Below are 18,685 nucleotides of genomic sequence, written 5' to 3' on the forward strand. Positions count from 1 at the left end.
TCAGTACATGGTTTCTGTGTTGGCGGCGGCTCTCCCAAACTCAACACAGGAGCTAGAATCCATCTGTCAATAGGGTTTGAGACGCGCTAACCCTGTGATTGGAAGAGCGATCGCTTTTACTTTCTTCGCGATTTACTAGTTAATTAAAGATAGTACAATATATCTCTTTTCTTCTCTCTGGTTCTCTGCGTCTTGGCGGTTAGTTAAAAAATAACTGAAGCGTGTAGACCTAGCTAAAGCCAGGAGATAATTAGCAGTAAACTCAAATATCAACTTACTCATCTGATTCTGCAAATAAAGATTCTAAATTTTGATAACCACTAACTACACGGACAATTTCAATTCCACTATTTATAAGTCGATAAAGAATAATATAATTATCCAAAGGAACGCCGCGCAAATCAGATTTAATATTTCCGTAGCTACGTCCCATATTGGGAAAATTGGCTAAATATTTACACTTTTTCTCAAACTTATTAATAAAATCCTCCCCAGCATCAATATTTATCTTGATAAAATAATCAATAATTTCTGATAAATCTTGACTGGCTTTTGGAGAGATAATATGTTGCTTCATCCTTGTAATTCTCTCGCTTTACGCAGTTTTTCTCGCAATTGTTCAACTACAACTCCTCCATCAATACCTTCCCCTCTATCCAGTTGATCGATAGCAACCTCAACTTTGTCGCGTGTTTCTTCAACCCATTGCTGATAACCTTTTTCCCACTCTAATAGTAACTTCAAGGCTTTACTAATAACTTCTTCGGGATTTGCATATCTACCTGTAGCAATTTGCGCTTGGATAATTTGCTCAAGTTCAGGTTTAATTTGGATATTCATGATTTATATTTCTGTTTATTGACAGTTTTAACCTTATTGTAACAATATTTAAAATCAAATAATTTGAATAGCGATCGATTGACCTATTAATTAAAGATAGTACAATATATCTTTTTTTTTCTCTCTGCGTTCTCTGCGTCTTGGCAGTTCGTTTAAAAATAACTGAAGTGCGTAGGCGTAGCCAGCCATAGGCATCGCATTTATCTTAAAGTTAAGATACAAGCCTGATAATTCACTAACCCCATTTTTTAATGCTGCTTTAATTTTAGTTTACAGGAAGATACAGGCGATCGCTTTTATCTTCTAAGCAATTTTACTAAAAAACTAGCAACAAAATATACTTTTTATTTATCTCTGTGCTTTCTCAAAAATACAGTATACTTAGCTTTCTTCTCCGTATGAGTATGCGGCTCTTTTCAAAATAACTAAAGTGCAGATTGCTTTGCAATTAATTCCTTCATGAATAATTAATACTATCTATTGACTTAATTTTATTTTATGAGAAGCAATAAAATCTTAGTTGTAGCCTATCACAAGGCATCGCAAGCTTTGATTTTTTCTCAGTAAATACTATTTGTGGTTATAAACTTTACAAAAAGTTCATACTTAGCCACTGTGTAGTTTCATTTACAGGCTTAGTACTGTCGAAGAAACACATTATACTTACTACACTGGTGTTCATTAATGATAAATCCCTAACAAGTTGAAAACTTAGGCAAGATGACCCATGTATTATCAAATTTGGAATTTCTTTCTTAAAGAAGATAAATACATCTATTGGAAAGAAAAAATAAAAGTTAACAAAAACTTTGACAAAGTGACATGGCAAAAGATTATTGATTTCTTGTCATTAGTAGAGCAAACTTTCCAGTTAAAAAGTCAACTAGCAGAAACAGATAGCCTTGAGCCATTTCTCAAATTAGCAAGAGAAAACGGTTACAATCTGACCGCAGAAGAACTCGCCTGGTTTCTAGTTACCAGAAGACAGATTTGGGATCTTTTTGATATTGCCCAAAAAACGCCATCTCTCAAAGAAGAATTACTAATAGCTAAAGAGCCACAGCAATTCATCGACATCGCTGCCGAAAATGGCTATTACTTTTCTGTAGATGAGTTAGCTTGGCTATTAATTGACATTAAATCATCATCAGATTTAGTATCTATTAACAACAGCGTTGGTGAGATTCTTACGGTCTCAAGCTACGGCAAAATTGAAACCGGATACTGGATTTGGCTAGCAGAACACTGGGGAATTGTGCCACCATTTTGTCATCGGGATAAACCCAGTACTTTCTTATCTCAAAATCTCAACAATCCTTTTTTACTCGATCGCTGTTTTTTACCCAAGAGTTACTTTAATCAACGCCTGATGGCACTTCATAATTAAAATAATTCGTAATTAGGCAAAGGAAAAGAAAAAAGCAATACTTATACCATTTTGGATTTTAGATTTTAGATTTTGGATTGTGAAACATCCATTGGATAAGTGTTTCAATTTTCCATCTGTCGCAATCATTTTTCAAATTGGTATTAGACGAAACGGTATTGAGTGATAAAACTTAATTACGAATTATACAGTGAAGCATCCTAGACAGAAGATATATCTTCTATTTAGGATGCTTCACAATAAAAAATTGTTGTTGAGACAACAATTCTGGACAAAATCTGAGATTTAGATTATGGCTATCAGCTAGCAGAAACGGTCAAACTACCGGGTTTCTGTAGATCGCCTTGTAAAACTACACCCCGCTGATTGGCATGGATGTGACGCAAAATCTTGTAAATTGCCTCAACTTGGTCTGATGCGCCTGCCTTCTCGGCGAGTTCGTCAAGAGTAAGGGGAGTTTTTTCTTTTTGTAGCACTGCTACCACTCGTGTTTGCAAATCGAGAATGGAGGCGGCAGCTTTTTTGCCAGCTTCTACACCTGGTTGATGGTAGGCGTTGATGTTGACCAAACTAGCATATAAACCAACAGCACGTTCGTACAAAGCAATTAATGCCCCTACAGTTCGGGGATTAACTTGGGGAATGGTGACTGTAATTGAATCGCGGTGATTTTCATAAAGCGCTTGTCGGGTTCCTTGGAGAAAACCGGAAAGATAATCGCCTGATGTAACTCCAGGATTTATTTCAGTAGATGGCCCTTGACGATCTTCCAACACTTCGATGAAGGTAGCAAAGAAATTCGCTACACCCTCGCGTAACTGCTGGACGTAAGCGTGTTGATCTGTTGAGCCTTTGTTGCCATAAACGGCGATACCTTGATGGACAACGTTGCCGTCTAAGTCTTTTTCCTTGCCCAAGGATTCCATCACCAACTGTTGCAAATAGCGACTGAATAAAAATAAGCTGTCCTTGTAAGGTAGAACAACCATATCTTTTTCGCCCTTTCCATTACCTGCAAAGTACCAAGACAAAGCAAGCAAGGCTGCTGGGTTATTTTTCACATCTGGGACGCGGGTAGCGTCATCCATCTCTTTGGCGCCATCTAGCATAGCGCGAACATCAATGCCTTGTAATGCCGCTGGTACTAGCCCTACAGCAGACATTTCTGAGGTGCGTCCACCTACCCAGTCATACATCGGAAATCTGGCCAGCCAACCTTCATCTTTGGCCAGCTTATCGAGGTTGCTATCAACGCTAGTAATTGCTACCGCATATTGGGCAAACTCCAAATTGTGTCCGGCATAAGCTTTTTTAACTTCAATCATGCCGTTGCGCGGTTCCGGCGTTCCCCCAGATTTGGAGATCACCAATACCAAAGTGCTGGCGAGGCTATTTCGGAGATGATTGAGAACGCGATCGATACCTGCGGGATCGTTGTTATCGATAAAGTGAATTTTCAGCGGCGGGAAATCAGGAGCGAGAGCTTCCGCAACGAATTGGGGACCGAGAGCGGAACCACCAATACCAATGGAGATAATATCCGTAAAGCGGCTTGCTCTAGGAGGATGAATAGCACCTGTTTGGACTTTTTCCGCAAAGGCTTCGATTTGTTCTAAAGTTTGAACTATTTCTTGTGTAAGTTCTGGAGCTGGCGCTAAATCAGGATTTCGCAGCCAGTAGTGTCCAACCATGCGGTTCTCGTCGGGATTTGCGATCGCACCCTTCTCTAGTTGAGCCATATCCGCAAACGCCTTGTCAAACTTCGGCCGCAACGAATCCACGAAGGCATCATCGAACCGCATCCGACTTATGTCTAAGTACAGTCCCAATCCCTCGTGGAAATATAACCAGTTTTGGTATCGTTGCCAAAGTGCCCTAGCATCCATAGGGAAATCTCAAATAAAGTGTTTTTCAAAAACCAGTTTAATGTAAGGTTATAGCGATCCCTGCCTAGCCTTATACAGTTTACAGTTTTAAGTGTTCCCTTGACTCTTGACTTTAAACATCTGGCATAGGGATGACACGCAGAAATTTCACAATTTCACCCCTAATTTCTATACCAATCAGGTAATTATCCAGGGTGAAGCGGTGAAAAATGCCTTCATTATCAAGCTGTCGCAGTTCTTTTAAATCAGTCAGTTGCCACTTTTGGGCTAACTCTATAAAAACAAAATCATGCACCCGCTCGTAGGCGGCAGGTTCTAAATTCTTCAGGTCTAGCAAAAAAGACCTGGCATAGCGCATTTCCAGACTCACTGGGCGTTACCTTCACCAAAACTTGAGGGGTCAAAGAGTGCTGAGTTGAAAGTGCTGAGTGCTGAGTCAAGAACCAGTACTAAGACTTACAATTCAGTATATGGATCTAAATCCTCTGACTTTAGTTCTAAATAATAAATAAATTTCTTCTTAATCCTAACTAATCCCTTAGTTGTAACTATGGGCTACTGCTGGGCACTCAGCACTCCTGACTCAGAAAAACATCAACAGTCTGACCGCTTCTTCATGGGTTAAGATATCCCACGGTTGCTGCGATCGCTTGACTTTTTGTATCGCTTTGAGCATATAAAAGTCATAATGTAAAGCTTCAAGAACATTCCAAATGTCTTGCAAATCGTCATCGCCTAATTGCTCGATTAAGTGATGCATTCTAAGTCGCAGCAAATTCATACGTCAATTATTCCCTACCACCAAACACCAACAATAAATAGTATTCCCATAAAATTAGCTACGCTCAAGCTACGCTAAAATTTATTCGCCCAGGGAAGAGGGCAGGGGGGCAGAGGGGCAGGGGGGCAGGGGAGAGGGAGAATTCGTAACTCCTAACTCTTCACTTAGCACTCCTCACTCAGCACTCAGCACTCCTCACTCAGCACTCGGAACTGTTTTGCCCAATTCCTAAATAATTTAATATGGTTGACTATCTAATTTTCTTAGCAATTTCTACGGCACTTTTTGCTCTATTCGCACTAGGACTGAATTTACAGTGGGGCTTTACGGGATTAATTAACTTTGGTCATATTGCTTTCATGACTCTGGGAGCATATACAACGGTATTGTTAAGCTTAAAGGGCGTACCCCTACTTGTATCAGCACTGGCTGGGGCAATTGTTGCTGCCTTATTGGGTTTGATAATTGGTTTTGTAACTCTCCGTTTACGAGAAGATTATCTAGGAATTGTCACCATTGGGACGGGCGAATTAATTCGTTTGGTGGTGAATAATCAGGAATTACCTGTGGGTGACACCTGGATTTCTGGTGCGTTTGGCGTACAAAGTTATCCCATACCCCTATCTACAGAGCCAAGTTTGTTTGTGAGATTAGTAATGATTGGGCTTTTAACGCTGCTGGCTGCTGTAACTTTCTTTACGTTGTGGCAATGGATTCGTACCACTCAAATATCTCGGACTACTGATTTAGGCAAAAGGACAACTAGCAAGCAAGAATTTATATCCCGCTTGGGTGTGGGAATTGTGTTAGCACTTTTGGCAGCAGCGATTTATATTTCTGGAGTTATTGGACTGTATAACTACAACCCAAAAGCGGGTTTAATGCTGGTGTTGCTGCTGGTTTTAGCATTTGTATACTGGCGCTTAGAAATTTTGGTGCGATCGCCTTGGGGTAGAATTCTCAAAGCCATCCGCGAAGATGAAGAAATTCCCAAGGCGCTAGGGAAAAATGTATTTTGGTATAAATTACAATCTCTCATGCTTGGAGGTGCGATCGCAGGTATCGCTGGTGCTTTCTTCGCTTGGCAACTCAGCGCCATTTACCCCGATAATTTTCAACCGCAGATAACCTTTGACACTTGGATTATGGTGATTTTAGGCGGTTCTGGGAATAATGTTGGCACAATCGTAGGTGCGGTAATTTTCTTTGCTTACGATGCGCTGACGCGAGAAGTCTTACCCAGAATCGTTTCTCTTGACGAAGCACGTTTGGGTGCATTTCGCATCATGGTAATCGGATTAATTTTGATGGTACTGATGATTTGGCGTCCTCAAGGTATCTTAGGGAAAAAAGAGGAACTCACCCTTGGTAAATAACTATTCATCCCCACTTCCCCTTTTGGCAGCCACTGGACTTTCTAAAAGCTTTGGTGGTGTCAAAGCAGTTAATGAGGCAAGAATCGAAGTTGCTAAAGGCAGTATTACGGGCTTGATTGGCCCCAATGGTGCTGGTAAAACTACTTTATTCAACTTACTCTCAAACTTCATTCGCCCTGATAAAGGAAGAGTAATTTTTGATGGCGAACCGATTCACAATTTACAACCATATCAAATCGCCCAGCAAGGAGTAATCCGCACTTTTCAGGTTGCACGGACTCTCTCGCGGTTGTCGGTGTTAGAAAATATGCTACTGGCGGCGCAAAAACAAACGGGTGAAAATTTTTGGCAGGTACAGTTGCAACCGCACATTGTTGCTAAGGAAGAAAAGCAACTGCAAGAGCGAGCAATGTACCTATTAGAATCAGTGGGCTTGGCAAAAAAAGCACACGATTACGCTGGTTGCTTGTCTGGTGGACAACGTAAGCTGCTGGAAATGGGACGAGCGTTGATGACGAATCCCAAGTTAATTTTGTTGGATGAACCGGCGGCTGGGGTAAATCCGAAACTGATTGATGATATTTGCGATCGCATTATCACTTGGAATCGGCAAGATGGGATGACCTTTTTGATTATCGAACACAATATGGATGTTGTTATGTCCTTGTGCGATCGTGTTTGGGTGCTTGCTGAAGGGCAAAATTTAGCTGATGGTACACCCGCAGAAATTCAAACTAATCCCAAAGTTCTAGAAGCTTATTTGGGAAAATAAAGTGTGATTGACTTTCTCCTCCAAAGCTCTCCCACACAGGGAGAGGCTTTTATTCTTGCTCTGATTCACTGGTAGGGAACTTGTCCCTGACTTGGTGGTAGAAATTAAATCTCAGAGCGATAAAATTAAACTTATAGCAGCCAAAATTCTGAAATTTATAGAATTAGGAGCGATCGTCGGTATTCTAATTGACCCGGATGAAGAGACAGTTACAATTTATCGCTCTACAGGCGAACCAACAGTTTTAGAAAATGGCGATATTTTAACCATACCAGAACTTTTTCCCGGTTGGGAATTGCCCGTTACTGAATTGTGGCCTCCTATCTTTACCGAGGAAGAAACACAAATTTAGTCAAGGATTTTGGTAGCTACTCGCTTAACAATTCTAAGTTAATTTTGTTGGATGAATCAGAGCTTTATTTTTTAATCTTCGTTATTTTCAGTAAAATTTACTTGCTCATATAGGTCGCGCAATTCAATTTGAAAATTAACCGTTTGCAGTGATAAGGTTGCAGATTCGTGTTCAAGTTCAGTGAATGACCATTGACTTTCCGCGGTTTTTACATACTGCATCACATGATACTGATATTGGTCAATTAAAATATATTCCTTGAATTCAGCAATAGAGCGATAATAAAGAAACTTATCACCTTGGTCATAATTATTAGTCGATTTCGATAAAACTTCAGCAATTAACATCGGGTTCATAACTGTTGTTGTGCTAGTTCCTGTATAAATAGGCTGTCCCTCAATCACCATCACATCAGGATAAGTATGCTGCCGATAACGGGGTATCCATAAACGCACATCACCAATATAAACATCATAATTTTTACGCCTTAAAGCAATTTTTAAGGATGCAGCTAAATTTAAAGCAATTTTATTATGATTTGTAGTGCCACCCGTCATCGGTACAATTTCTCCATCACGGTATTCGCTTTTATATTCTGCTTTTTCTTCAATTTCTAAATACTCTTCAGGTGTATAAGAAAATTTTTGTGTTTCTAACTGCATAAAAATACAACCTATGATTGTGCGGTTTATTCATCTTTCATATCTATGTTGTACGCCAATAAATCCCATTCTCTCGCTGCATTAACTGGCAAGCGATGAACTCTCGTCGCAGGGTGGCGCAGTCGGGATGGTAGCGTTTAAGAATGTCATTTACCATGCGTTCAGGGTAGTTGACTCCTACATCAAACTGGTTTGCTAACCACTTGAGAATTACTAGACGCTTTTTGCGACTAGCAGGGATTTCCTTAAGGTATTCACCCTCGAAATAGTTTTTCAACACTTTGCTTTCCCAAGCTTCAGTATCCACATCCTCAATCAAGGATGCCATTTTCTCAGGTGTGAAAATTTCCTTACTGATGCTTTGCAAAGCCTCGCTATCCAATTGATATAGACGGCTATTACCTTCAGGACGCATTATCACCAAATTTAGCTCTTTAAGTTTCGCTAAATGATGAGATACCGTCGGTTCCTTGAGTTGCAGTAGTGCCGCCAATTCTTCGACGCTGCACTCCTGATTTGCCAGGATACCTACAATCTTCAATCGGCTATCATCCGCTAATGCCTTGAAAAAGCGCAGTAAAATATTAAATTGCTCTGGTTGCATAACTAACTTCTAATTAGACATCTATCTAATTAGAAGTATATCTAATTGAAAGCTCAGATCCCCAACTTTTCACAGAAGCCGGGGATTTTGTTGTTAAATTTAACTAAATTGTTCCTCGGCATCGAGGTTGAACAGCATTTGCAGAGTTTGCATACAGCGCCGTCTAGCTTCAACATCTTGCTGCGATCGCAATTGCACCATCGGGTCATGTAAAATTTTATTGACAATTCCCCGCGTTAATGCTTCGATTACCTCTTGATGTTTTTCGGCGAATTCCGAACCCAATCTCGACAAAGCTTTTTCTAACTCTTGTTCGCGGATGGTTTCGACTTTATTTCGCAGACAGCTAATAGTGGTAACAGTTTCCAGACTGCGCCACCAAATATCAAAGGCTTCCACTTCTTCTTCTAAAAGTCTCTCGGCTTCCTGTGCAATCTTGCGACGGCTTTCGTAGTTTTGCGCTACTACTGCCTTCAAATCATCCACATTAAACGCTTGCACATTTTCCAATTCATTTACATCCGCATGAACATTACGCGGCACAGAAATATCAAATAACATTAAAGAGCGCTGAACTTCTAAAACCATTTCTAATTTGGCACGGTCAAGTATTGGCTCTGTTGCCGAAGTACTTGTAAACACCAAATCGCTATCGGCAATTACGCTCATCATTTCCGATAGTGGATGAATATTGATCGGTTGTTGAGGGAATAGCTTTGCTAATTCTTGGGCGCGATCGCGAGAGCGATTTACAATACTAATTTCCACAGCACCTTTAGAAATTAGATGTTGCACCAGTAGCCGCGACATTTTACCAGCACCGAGAATTACCACTCGGCAAGCTGCCAAATTTGCCACTTTCATCTGTGCTAATTCCACAGCTGCCGAACTGATAGAGACAGCACCAGTACCAATACTAGTTTCAGTGCGAACCCGCTTACCAGCTGTCAGCGCTTGTTTAAATAATCGATTCAAAATGGTTTTTATACCACTATATTGCTGTCCCAGTTTGTGAGTAGTCTTCACCTGAGCCAGAATTTGACCTTCTCCAAGTACCAGACTATCTAAACCACCTGCTACCCGCATAACGTGCATCACGGCATCATCATGCAGCAACATAAACAAGTGTTGTCGCAGAGAAAACACGGGTAATTTACTGTATTCCGCAAGAAACTGCGTTACTTCCCGGATACCTTGGTCTGCTTCACTGGTGACAATGTAAATTTCTAGACGGTTACAAGTACTAAGAATTGCAACTTCATCAATATGGGGATAGCTGGCCAGTTGAGCGATCGCACCTTCAATTTGTGGTTCTGGAATGCTCAGTTTTTCCCGGACTTCTACTGGGGCTGTTTTATGGCTTAACCCCACCACTGCTATATTCATTTGCTAAATCGTAGTTACTAGTTGGTAGTTGAAAATAGGGCATTGAGTGAGAATAGGGAATGGGGAATTTTTGTTTATTGGTTGATAATTTTTCCAACTAATAAACAATAACTAATCACTAAATACTAACTACTAACTAGTGTAACGATGAAGCATTTGGTTGACTATTTTTCCATTTTATAGAAAGATTTATTTCCTAATGCTTCACCTCTACTTTTACCATTCCCCATTCCCTAAAAATTAGTTCAGTTGGAGAGTCTTGGGTTCGCCAAACAAGTGAATTGTGTCAACAAATCGAGCAGTTTTCGACTGGTTGGAAATTACCAAGCTTTGAGTTCTGGCTCCGCCGTTGAAGAAACGTACACCTTGCATGAGATTACCACTGGTAATGCCGCTAGCAGCAAACAGAATAGTTTTACCAGATGCCAATTCATGAGCATCATAGACCTTATCGGGGTCATTGATATTCATAGACTTTAAGCGATCGATATTGGCTTCTCTGCTTTCTCCAATCAGACCTGTTTTTACGACTGCTGGATCGTAAATCAGTTGACCTTGGAAGTGTCCACCCAAAGCACGCATTGCTGCTGCTGAGATTACACCTTCAGGAGCCGCACCAATACCCATCAGCGCGTGGATATTAGTTCCAGCAAAACCGCAGCTGATAGCTGCACCCACATCACCGTCTGAAATTAGGGCGACTCTCGCTCCAGCCTCACGAATTTCTTTAATTAAATCGTTGTGGCGTTCGCGCTTCATAACTACTACTACAAGTTCATCAATACCCCGATCTAAAACCTCAGAGAGAATCTTCAGGTTTTCTGTTGCTGACTTGTTGATGTCTACCTTGCCCTTGGCTGCCGGAGGTGCTGCTAACTTCTTCATGTAAAAGTCAGGAGCAGCAAATAATCCACCCTTTTCAGAAATTGCCAACACAGCCATCGAACCAGGTTGTCCATAAGCTACCAAGTTCGTACCTTCACAGGGGTCAACGGCGATGTCAATTTCGATTAATTCATCAGGGTTACAGAGAGCTTCGGCATTTGGTTGAGTACAAATACCAACTTCTTCCCCGATGTATAACATTGGCGCGTCGTCGCGTTCGCCTTCCCCGATCACAATGCGACCCCGCATATAGATTTTATTCATCCGCTCCCGCATAGCTTCCACAGCTACCTGGTCAGCGATGTTTTTTTCGCCTTTACCCATCCACTTTGCGGATGCGATCGCGGCTTGCTCTACTACTTCAATAATCTCTAACCCAAGTGTATTTTCCACAGAGTCTGCCCTCTCAGCTGCTTGAATTTCCGTCGTTTCATCTGGCTATTTCAGTTTTCAAGTCTACCAAAGGGCGGATACACGTGGAAGAAAGTTAAGTTTTACTGCTAACTCGTTAAAAAAGTGCCAGTTAACACATCTTAATTTTTCACTCCTAATTACTCCAGTATAAAGCCTGTTCAAAAGCAACTAAGTTAAGAACTAGCACAAATGGGTAGCAATGTATATCTAGAACATTACTGTTATTCAGTGTTTATCTTTAGGTATAAAATAATAAAGAAAAAAAGATGGTAAATTAACTAAAAACTAAAAAACGAGGCGCAGAGTAAATAGCTTGTCAAATTCAGAGGTGAATCGTGTTTATCGACTACATCACACTCATGTTGATCAATATGGTAGCTGGGCTATTTCTACTGGCTGACTATGTGTATCGTGGTATAGATAGTTCTAATCAAAGACAGTGGATTCCCGGTTTCGGGATTACGGGTGCGATCGCACTCACGACTGGTTTACACATGAGCTTCACCTGGCCAGTAATGGGCAGCTTTAACATTGCCTTCGGTGAGACGAGTGTCCTATTTGGAATCTTGTTTGTGGCAGCTGCGATTTCTCTTGCTCAAGGTTGGGATTTATTGACAATCGCCATTTACGGCTTCTTTGCTGGTGCAGTTGCGATCGTAGTCGGTATCCGTATCATCAACTTAAATTTGACAAAGCAACCGCTTTTATCGGGAATCGGCTTTATTTTAACTGGATTAGGCGGTATTTTTGCAGCACCAACTCTTTATTGGAAAACCAACCGAACTTGGCGGCTCATTGGCGTAGCAGTGCTGATATTAGCCGCTCTAATTTGGGCATTGACTGGATATTTAGCTTACTGGAATCATTTAGAGGGTTTCCAAAAGTGGGTTCCAGCGCCGATGCGGTAAGCAATAGACTTATTGTAGAAGTAGGGAAAAGGGGCAGGGGAAAAGGGAAAAGGTATGGAATTTTCCCAAACTTAGTAACCTTTAACATGCACCTCAATATCTTGGCATTTGTTACTTTTGCAAGGTGTCTAATGATCTAGGCTAGAGACATAGTTAAAATCTTGTTTAAAAAAATATGCTGGACTTTCTTAATCCCCTTTTAAATCGCCATCCAGAGCGAGTCAAAGCCAACGTCGAACTTTACACCTGGCAAACTTGTCCTTACTGCATTCGAGCCAAAATGCTGCTGTGGTGGAAAGGTGTAAATTTCACTGAATACAAAATCGACGGCGACGAAGCAGCCAGAGCGAAAATGGCAGAACGCGCCAACTGTCGCCGTACCGTACCACAAATTTTTATCAATAACCAGCACATTGGCGGCTGCGATGACCTCTATCAGCTAGACACACAAAGTCAACTCGATCCCCTTTTAGCCCAAGCCGTTATTTAGAAATCAAATTAGCCCCCAATGGCTGGTTTGGTAACGCTAAATTTAAGAATTTTGATTTGTTTAGCCCCAGACTTCTAGCCTGCGGGCTATATGCTTTTTATAAAGAAGGGGAAGGGGGACTGGGGTTGGGGGAAAGGTAAAAACCTCGCCTGCAAGTGGGGCGAAATAATCCAAATTTTATGGGGAAGGTAAAAACCGTACTGCGTCCCGCTCCGCTAACGCCCGCAAGTGGCGCGACAATCATCATCCCTTTCCCCTTTCCCCTTTAACCTTTTCCCTTTTATTTCTTGTTGGATAGGAAAGATACTCATCCTAGAAAATGTGTGGAATTTTGAAACTTTTATATTGATAAGAATATGCTAACTAAATACACAGAATATCTTATACATCAACAATGGATGAGTTATGCCTTAGAATTAGCAAAAACAGCAGGAGATGCAGGTGAAGTCCCTGTAGGTGCTGTTATCATTGATTCAACAGGCAAATTGCTAGCACAAGGAGAAAACAGAAAAGAGCGTGACAAAGATCCTACCGCTCATGCGGAAATTCTCGCTATTAAGATAGCGGCAACAACTTTACAAAATTGGCATCTTAATGAATGCACCCTCTATGTAACTCTTGAACCTTGCCCGATGTGTGCAGGTGCGATCGTCCAATCACGACTAGGATTACTGGTATATGGAGTAGACGATACAAAAACTGGCGCAATTCGTACAGTTATTAACATCCCCGATAGTGCTGCTTCTAACCACCGTCTCCAAGTCATCGGAGGCATTCTAGAGTCAGCTTGTCGTCGACAATTACAGGCTTGGTTTGCTACTAAGCGACGTAAGGTAAACTAACGGACAGAGGTAAAACTGTCCATCTAGTGCCAGACAAGTCACGCAAGAGAATCTACGGTGTAACTAATCAGACTTTTCGTTAAATTTTACCCGTCAATCAGCTGCATCCGTCATGATGGAATTTTACTCTTCATCCGATACCTGCCAGCACACACCAGCAAATCATCAGGTAGCTGGTACTACCTCAAGGGTTTCTCCTTGGTTAAGTCCTCTGGCATATTTATTAGGGCGTCACTGCCTATTACCATTATTCTTTGGACAAATTAGAATAACCGGACAAAAAAATATCCCCACAACTGGGCCTGTAATCCTCGCACCTACCCATCGGGCGCGTTGGGATGCCTTGCTTGTACCCTACGCTACCGCTTGTCTGAGAAAGCAAGACTTGCGATTTATGGTAACAGTTGACGAATGCCAAGGTTTGCAAGGCTGGTTTGTCCAACGTTTGGGGGGGTTTCCTGTAAATTCTAAGCATCCATCAATCCGCACACTACGACATGGAGTAGAGCTACTTCAGCAGCACAAAACCCTGGTAATCTTTCCAGAAGGCAACATTTTTCGTGATGGCCAAGTTCATCAGTTGAAACCGGGAATTGCTCGTCTTGCTTTGAGTGCTGAATCTAGTCATTCCGGGCTGGGAGTGAAAATTATACCTATAGGAATTAACTACAGCCAACCTTATCCCAATTGGGGTACAGATGTAAGTATTGACATTGGCTCCCCAATTAAAGTCGCGGATCATATGAATGGCTGTATAAAACAAGATGCAAAAAGCATCACAACTGATTTAGCAAAGGCACTGCAACAATTGAGCCATCAAGAAACAAAAGTTACTAATCACGCATTTGCAGAAATTACTAATTCTTGATGTAGTCAAACATCAAAATTATCTCTTAATCATTGACCGTGCATAATTCGGAAACTGCACCTTTTCAATATTTGACACTAATTGCTAACTGCTATATTCATCCTGAGTAAGTCAGAAAAGATTAGTAGTCTTTTGCAACCTTTGAGGATGTATATATATAAATATAAATTACCCTCTATTGATAATATATTCAGCCAAATTGGCATTTTTTTGAGCCAATAGCTAATTAATTGTCTGCCAACTACTGAATTGCTGGATGATAAATATTTTCACATTTGGTCAGACAGTTAAATAAAAGTTGGGAAGCGCCGACTGAAGACATGGCTATTCTGAACTAGTTTGGTGCGATGCCTACGGCGGTCACTGAGCGACTTGCCTTGACTTGTGCCGAGCGGAGCCGAGGTAGCGAAGTCGAAAGGAAAGGAGCCGAAGTGCGGGCTACGCCCACGCAAATACTTCAAACAGTGCTTTGAGAAAATTCTCCTGCCAAATATCCCAGTTAACCTGAGATAATTATTGGGGAGGAAAGCTGGTAGTTAAGCAGATGGTAACGCACTCTCCCGTAGGTATCACTCATCACAGCGATATAAGTTAGTTGGTATACAGGGGTAATGGGAACTCTATTAAACTGATTTTTAGTCTAAATCAGAGATACTTAGGATGTAACTTTGCTTTGTCCAAGGCCAAAACAGAGTTAAGATACCCGAAGTTTCCATAACTCTTTTGTATAGTTGTCGCACTAATTGATCCCATGAACACTGCTGTCGCTGTTACCTTGATGCACCGTACTGTTTTATCAGTTATAGCAGTCCTCAGCCTGCTATCACCTGTGAATGCTCAGGTATCACAGTCACCAGGCACTACCAGCCAACCACAACCCATTGACCCCAACGATCCTAATAACCTCCGCCCTATAACCGAAAGTAACAGCCTTTTGAGCATTGCAGGTGGCGATCGCTTAGTAAAAGATGCAGAACAAGCCGTTTCTGCTCAAAACTACACCTTAGCTGCCAAGAAACTGCAAGAAGCACGTCAAGTTTATAATCAGCTATCTAATTTTTATCAAGAGTTAAATTCTAGCTTTTCGGGAATTGACAACAGAGTTTCTGATTCTCAGCGTCAAAAAGCTCTATTAACAGCCCAAAAGCGAGATGAAGCCACCTTTCAGCTAGCATTGGTACATCGGGCACAAAATCAGCCAGAATTAGCTGTACCATTGTTGATTCAAATAATTAAGAGTCAAAATCCGACGCGGGATTTAGGCAAGAAAGCCTATAAACAGTTATTTGAGTTGGGTTTTGTTGATTCTCCCTATCCTAGAGAAGGTGGTAGTTCATCCTCTTCATCCCCAAAAAAATAAATTAAATTTTTGTTGCCTGTTTTTCCCTATCCCCATCTCCCTAATCAGTCGCTTGGGAACGCCCCAGTGCTAGGATAGAGCTATCCGCCGTAACCAAAACCTGAGCGTTCTCAAGCAATACACCTCAGAAGCGGGTTTATCTACAGCCTTGCCAAAGCCTGAAGTTGGCACAGGCATTTGCGCTATATCTGTTAATAATAGAAAAGTAAGTTTTTTCAGGAATTGCGATGATTAGTCCGCAACAGGTTGAGGAAATGATCAAGGCGGGACTGCCAGACGCACAGGTTCAGGTGCAAGACTTGACTGGTGGCGGCGACCACTATCAGGTGACAGTAGTTTCATCGCACTTTGCAGGTAAAGGACTAGTGCAACAGCACCAGTTAGTTTATGGTGCGTTGGGTCAAGCTATGTCAACTGAAGCGATTCATGCCTTGGCGGTGAAAACATACACTCCCGAAGCTTGGCAAGCAACAGCAGCTTCGTAAATAAGAGTCAGAAGTTAGGAGTTATGAATTTTGACTCCTCACTTTTCACTTCTCACTGTTGAATCCAACATAGGAAACATAAATACCATGACACCAGAACTCAAAGACAAAATTGATAGCTTGCTACAAGAAAACAAGATTTTAGTTTTCATGAAGGGAAACAAGTTAATGCCCCAATGTGGTTTCTCCAACAACGTTGTGCAGATTCTCAATACTTTGGGAGTTCCCTTTGAGACAGTTGACGTTTTATCAGACCCGGAAATTCGTCAAGGTATTAAAGAATACTCTAGCTGGCCGACAATCCCCCAAGTGTATATCAATGGTGAATTCCTTGGCGGTTCTGATATTTTGATTGAAATGTACCAAAAAGGTGAATTGCAGCAAAAGGTAGAAGTAGCATTAGCTTCTTAAGCTCTCTTTACCCAAAATAAAGGGTATGTTGCTGAATTTGCACTTCGCAATCAAGGTAATGTGCCGTTTTTAATATCCTTGAAAGGAGAGATACTATTTCTTTCCCCTTTCAAGGGTTTTTTAATCGGTTTCTGACAAAAATACTCTTTGTTGCACTTGATTTTATTGCTAGACAACAATCCCCTCAGTCTAATTGGCAAAACCAATATAGGGCTGAGGGGATGCGTTTAATCAATACAATATCTCCAAAATTTCACACCACGACAGCCGTTGACCAATACAGATAATCTGCTATAATCATCTGCGGTAATTAACGGTTACTAGCAATGACCAGGTAAATGGTACTTAGTAGTAATCGGGTTGTGGCTGTGGTTGCGGCACTGCAAAGTTCGATCCATCGTACAAGAAGCGGCTGGCTTCCTCTTCTAGGCGATGAATCAGATAAGGTTCAATGACATTGCTATGTCGCAGTGCGGCTAGATATCCATCCAAATACATCCGCATATCATCCGTGCGATAACCGCGATTCCATAGCTCGATGAAGGCATCGGTAAGTCTTTGGTAATAGCGGATGGTTTGTGTGTCTTGGAGCATAACTGCTGTATTAATCTCTTTGGAATGAGAATTGTAAATGATTCACGCTAAAAAGTGAAGTGTAATTTCACTTTGGCATAAACTCAAAGTCAACACATCTACTTTGGGTATTACCCTCATAGCAGCTACAAGCTACTTTAATCCTATTCCAGAAAACATCGATTCTAGTTAGCTGTTTAAGTTATTTTTTTGATTTTCACAATCACAGCCCAATTGTATTGATGTTATATTCCTGGATGGGAGTACTAAGTTTTTGCGAAAAAATCCACTTGTACCATCAGGTTGAAAAGCTGTTGTTGTTAGCTGGTTGGGTTATAGATATTTGCCACATTACCCCCATCTAAAAGCAAAATGTTAAGTTAAAAGAACTTTTCATTAAGTCTAACAAAACTTTCGAAAAATTTAATAAAAATTTAATAATATTTCTAATCGCCTATTGGCAAGGCATAAATTAAATATATTGCCACTGATTTTATTAGGAAATGTAAAGTTAATGGCAGTTGAAGTAACAAAGGCTACAAAACCTTAGAGATGGGCTTGTTACTTTGAAAGTCATCGACGCTAAGGGGTCTTGCCGCCGTGGGTTCGGTTTGTATAGAAATCATTGAGGGGAATCCCCATTTGAGGTCGTTGTTGGGTTGGCACTTGCAACAACTGGAATACCGCGTGCATCAAGCTGCCAGTATTTATCAAGCAAGGGAAGTATTTTTAAGCCATCAACCAACACTGGTAGTTTTAGATGCAGACCTGCCTGATGGTGATGGCATTGAGTTTTGTCGTTGGTTGCATCGTCAGCAACAGCCTCTAATCTTAATGCTATCTGCCCGTAATAGTGAAGCTGATATAGTCGCAGGTTTAAAGGCGGGTGCAGATGATTACCTGAGCAAACCTTTTGGGATGCAAGAGTTTTTAGCACGGGTAGAGGCACTGATTCGCCGGAAGCGTACACCTACTGCACCAGCTTATCTGGATTATGGCACTTTGCAAATCGATTTAGTTCAGCGTCGTGTCCGTTTCCAAGGGGAGTTTATTGACTTAACGCCCCAGGAATTCAGTTTGCTGTACGTTTTAGCACAAGCTGGGGGAGTACCTCTAAGTAGATCGGAATTGCTGCGTCGTGCTTGGCCTGACGCTATCGATAACCCTCGTACCATTGATACTCACGTTTTATCGCTGCGGAAAAAGGTTGAACTCGATCCTCGGCAACCTAATTTGATTCAAACTATCCGCAATGTTGGATACCGTTTTAACATGGAAATTTTGAATACCAATATTTCACAGTCACAAACAACAAAGTTAGCTAGAGAGAGATTTAATAATCAACGTTCAACACTTACTAGTAGTCAAGTGTGAATGGGGCATTGGGCATTGGGGTGACGGGG

General features: G+C 41.3%; 21 protein-coding genes and 1 pseudogene. 12 read left to right on the plus strand and 10 right to left on the minus strand.

Features of this window, described 5'->3' with window-relative positions:
- Positions 1-274 precede the first annotated feature (274 nt).
- On the minus strand, positions 275-577 hold the full coding sequence (locus V7K45_RS01135) for a type II toxin-antitoxin system RelE/ParE family toxin (protein ID WP_334999587.1): 303 nt from the start codon (positions 575-577) through the stop codon (positions 275-277).
- Positions 574-840, minus strand: coding sequence for a ribbon-helix-helix domain-containing protein (locus V7K45_RS01140; protein ID WP_334999589.1), 267 nt, complete (start codon positions 838-840; stop codon positions 574-576). The genes V7K45_RS01135 and V7K45_RS01140 overlap by 4 nt, the downstream gene beginning before the upstream one ends.
- A 727-nt stretch (positions 841-1,567) precedes the next feature.
- On the opposite strand from V7K45_RS01140, the gene V7K45_RS01145 reads away from it, so the two are divergent.
- Positions 1,568-2,227, plus strand: a complete 660-nt coding sequence (locus V7K45_RS01145; RefSeq protein WP_334999591.1) for a Nif11-like leader peptide family natural product precursor — start codon at positions 1,568-1,570, stop codon at positions 2,225-2,227.
- Between the two features lie 299 nt (positions 2,228-2,526).
- On the opposite strand, the gene V7K45_RS01150 is transcribed toward V7K45_RS01145, so the two are convergent.
- The 3 genes from V7K45_RS01150 to V7K45_RS01160 form a co-directional block, all read right to left on the minus strand.
- Complete coding sequence (locus V7K45_RS01150) at positions 2,527-4,113, minus strand: glucose-6-phosphate isomerase (RefSeq protein WP_334999593.1); 1,587 nt, start codon at positions 4,111-4,113, stop codon at positions 2,527-2,529.
- A gap of 112 nt (positions 4,114-4,225) precedes the next feature.
- Positions 4,226-4,483 carry a cytotoxic translational repressor of toxin-antitoxin stability system gene (locus tag V7K45_RS01155; RefSeq protein ID WP_334999595.1) on the minus strand — a complete coding sequence of 86 codons (258 nt, stop codon included), beginning with the start codon at positions 4,481-4,483 and terminating at the stop codon, positions 4,226-4,228.
- A gap of 213 nt (positions 4,484-4,696) precedes the next feature.
- Positions 4,697-4,894, minus strand: coding sequence for a hypothetical protein (locus V7K45_RS01160; protein ID WP_104907481.1), 198 nt, complete (start codon positions 4,892-4,894; stop codon positions 4,697-4,699).
- A gap of 242 nt (positions 4,895-5,136) precedes the next feature.
- On the opposite strand from V7K45_RS01160, the gene V7K45_RS01165 reads away from it, so the two are divergent.
- The 3 genes and pseudogenes from V7K45_RS01165 to V7K45_RS01175 form a co-directional block, all read left to right on the plus strand.
- Positions 5,137-6,270 carry a branched-chain amino acid ABC transporter permease gene (locus tag V7K45_RS01165; RefSeq protein ID WP_334999597.1) on the plus strand — a complete coding sequence of 378 codons (1,134 nt, stop codon included), beginning with the start codon at positions 5,137-5,139 and terminating at the stop codon, positions 6,268-6,270.
- Positions 6,260-7,042, plus strand: coding sequence for an ABC transporter ATP-binding protein (locus V7K45_RS01170; protein WP_334936033.1), 783 nt, complete (start codon positions 6,260-6,262; stop codon positions 7,040-7,042). Before V7K45_RS01165 ends, V7K45_RS01170 begins: the two co-directional genes overlap by 11 nt.
- Positions 7,043-7,118: 76 nt before the next feature.
- Positions 7,119-7,394: pseudogene (locus V7K45_RS01175) on the plus strand (Uma2 family endonuclease); the annotation flags it as partial.
- Between the two features lie 71 nt (positions 7,395-7,465).
- Here V7K45_RS01175 and V7K45_RS01180 read toward each other — a convergent pair.
- The 4 genes from V7K45_RS01180 to glpX all read right to left on the minus strand — a co-directional run bounded on the left by V7K45_RS01180 (position 7,466) and on the right by glpX (position 11,324).
- A complete protein-coding gene (locus V7K45_RS01180) occupies positions 7,466-8,056 on the minus strand; it encodes a Uma2 family endonuclease (RefSeq protein WP_334999599.1) in 591 nt (196 codons plus the stop codon).
- A gap of 43 nt (positions 8,057-8,099) precedes the next feature.
- Positions 8,100-8,660, minus strand: a complete 561-nt coding sequence (locus V7K45_RS01185; protein WP_334999601.1) for a DUF2087 domain-containing protein — start codon at positions 8,658-8,660, stop codon at positions 8,100-8,102.
- 99 nt (positions 8,661-8,759) lie between these two features.
- A complete protein-coding gene (locus tag V7K45_RS01190; protein ID WP_334999603.1) occupies positions 8,760-10,046 on the minus strand; it encodes a glutamyl-tRNA reductase in 1,287 nt (428 codons plus the stop codon).
- Between the two features lie 240 nt (positions 10,047-10,286).
- Complete coding sequence (gene glpX, locus V7K45_RS01195) at positions 10,287-11,324, minus strand: class II fructose-bisphosphatase (protein WP_334999605.1); 1,038 nt, start codon at positions 11,322-11,324, stop codon at positions 10,287-10,289.
- 356 nt (positions 11,325-11,680) lie between these two features.
- Here glpX and V7K45_RS01200 point away from each other — a divergent pair, with 356 nt between their 5' ends.
- The 7 genes from V7K45_RS01200 to grxD all read left to right on the plus strand — a co-directional run bounded on the left by V7K45_RS01200 (position 11,681) and on the right by grxD (position 16,709).
- Positions 11,681-12,253 (plus strand): DUF981 family protein, encoded by a 573-nt coding sequence (locus V7K45_RS01200; protein ID WP_334999607.1) that lies wholly within the window; start codon positions 11,681-11,683, stop codon positions 12,251-12,253.
- A gap of 175 nt (positions 12,254-12,428) precedes the next feature.
- Positions 12,429-12,743 carry a glutaredoxin 3 gene (grxC, locus tag V7K45_RS01205; RefSeq protein WP_334999609.1) on the plus strand — a complete coding sequence of 105 codons (315 nt, stop codon included), beginning with the start codon at positions 12,429-12,431 and terminating at the stop codon, positions 12,741-12,743.
- Positions 12,744-13,099: 356 nt separating this feature from the next.
- A complete protein-coding gene (tadA, locus tag V7K45_RS01210; protein ID WP_334999611.1) occupies positions 13,100-13,585 on the plus strand; it encodes a tRNA adenosine(34) deaminase TadA in 486 nt (161 codons plus the stop codon).
- 112 nt (positions 13,586-13,697) lie between these two features.
- Entirely contained in the window at positions 13,698-14,453 is a 756-nt protein-coding gene (locus tag V7K45_RS01215) for a lysophospholipid acyltransferase family protein (RefSeq protein ID WP_334999613.1), read from the plus strand.
- A 751-nt stretch (positions 14,454-15,204) separates the two neighbouring features.
- On the plus strand, positions 15,205-15,813 hold the full coding sequence (locus V7K45_RS01220; RefSeq protein ID WP_334999615.1) for a hypothetical protein: 609 nt from the start codon (positions 15,205-15,207) through the stop codon (positions 15,811-15,813).
- Positions 15,814-16,040: 227 nt separating this feature from the next.
- Complete coding sequence (locus V7K45_RS01225; RefSeq protein WP_094349510.1) at positions 16,041-16,298, plus strand: BolA family protein; 258 nt, start codon at positions 16,041-16,043, stop codon at positions 16,296-16,298.
- An 87-nt stretch (positions 16,299-16,385) separates the two neighbouring features.
- Complete coding sequence (gene grxD, locus V7K45_RS01230) at positions 16,386-16,709, plus strand: Grx4 family monothiol glutaredoxin (RefSeq protein WP_334999617.1); 324 nt, start codon at positions 16,386-16,388, stop codon at positions 16,707-16,709.
- Between the two features lie 345 nt (positions 16,710-17,054).
- On the opposite strand, the gene V7K45_RS01235 is transcribed toward grxD, so the two are convergent.
- On the minus strand, positions 17,055-17,303 hold the full coding sequence (locus V7K45_RS01235; RefSeq protein ID WP_194042008.1) for a DUF6761 family protein: 249 nt from the start codon (positions 17,301-17,303) through the stop codon (positions 17,055-17,057).
- 579 nt (positions 17,304-17,882) lie between these two features.
- Between V7K45_RS01235 and V7K45_RS01240 the strand changes: the two genes are divergently transcribed.
- On the plus strand, positions 17,883-18,656 hold the full coding sequence (locus V7K45_RS01240) for a response regulator transcription factor (protein ID WP_094349507.1): 774 nt from the start codon (positions 17,883-17,885) through the stop codon (positions 18,654-18,656).
- Positions 18,657-18,685 lie beyond the last annotated feature (29 nt).

Source organism: Nostoc sp. (assembly GCF_036917375.1).
Taxonomy (GTDB): Bacteria; Cyanobacteriota; Cyanobacteriia; order Cyanobacteriales; family Nostocaceae; genus Nostoc.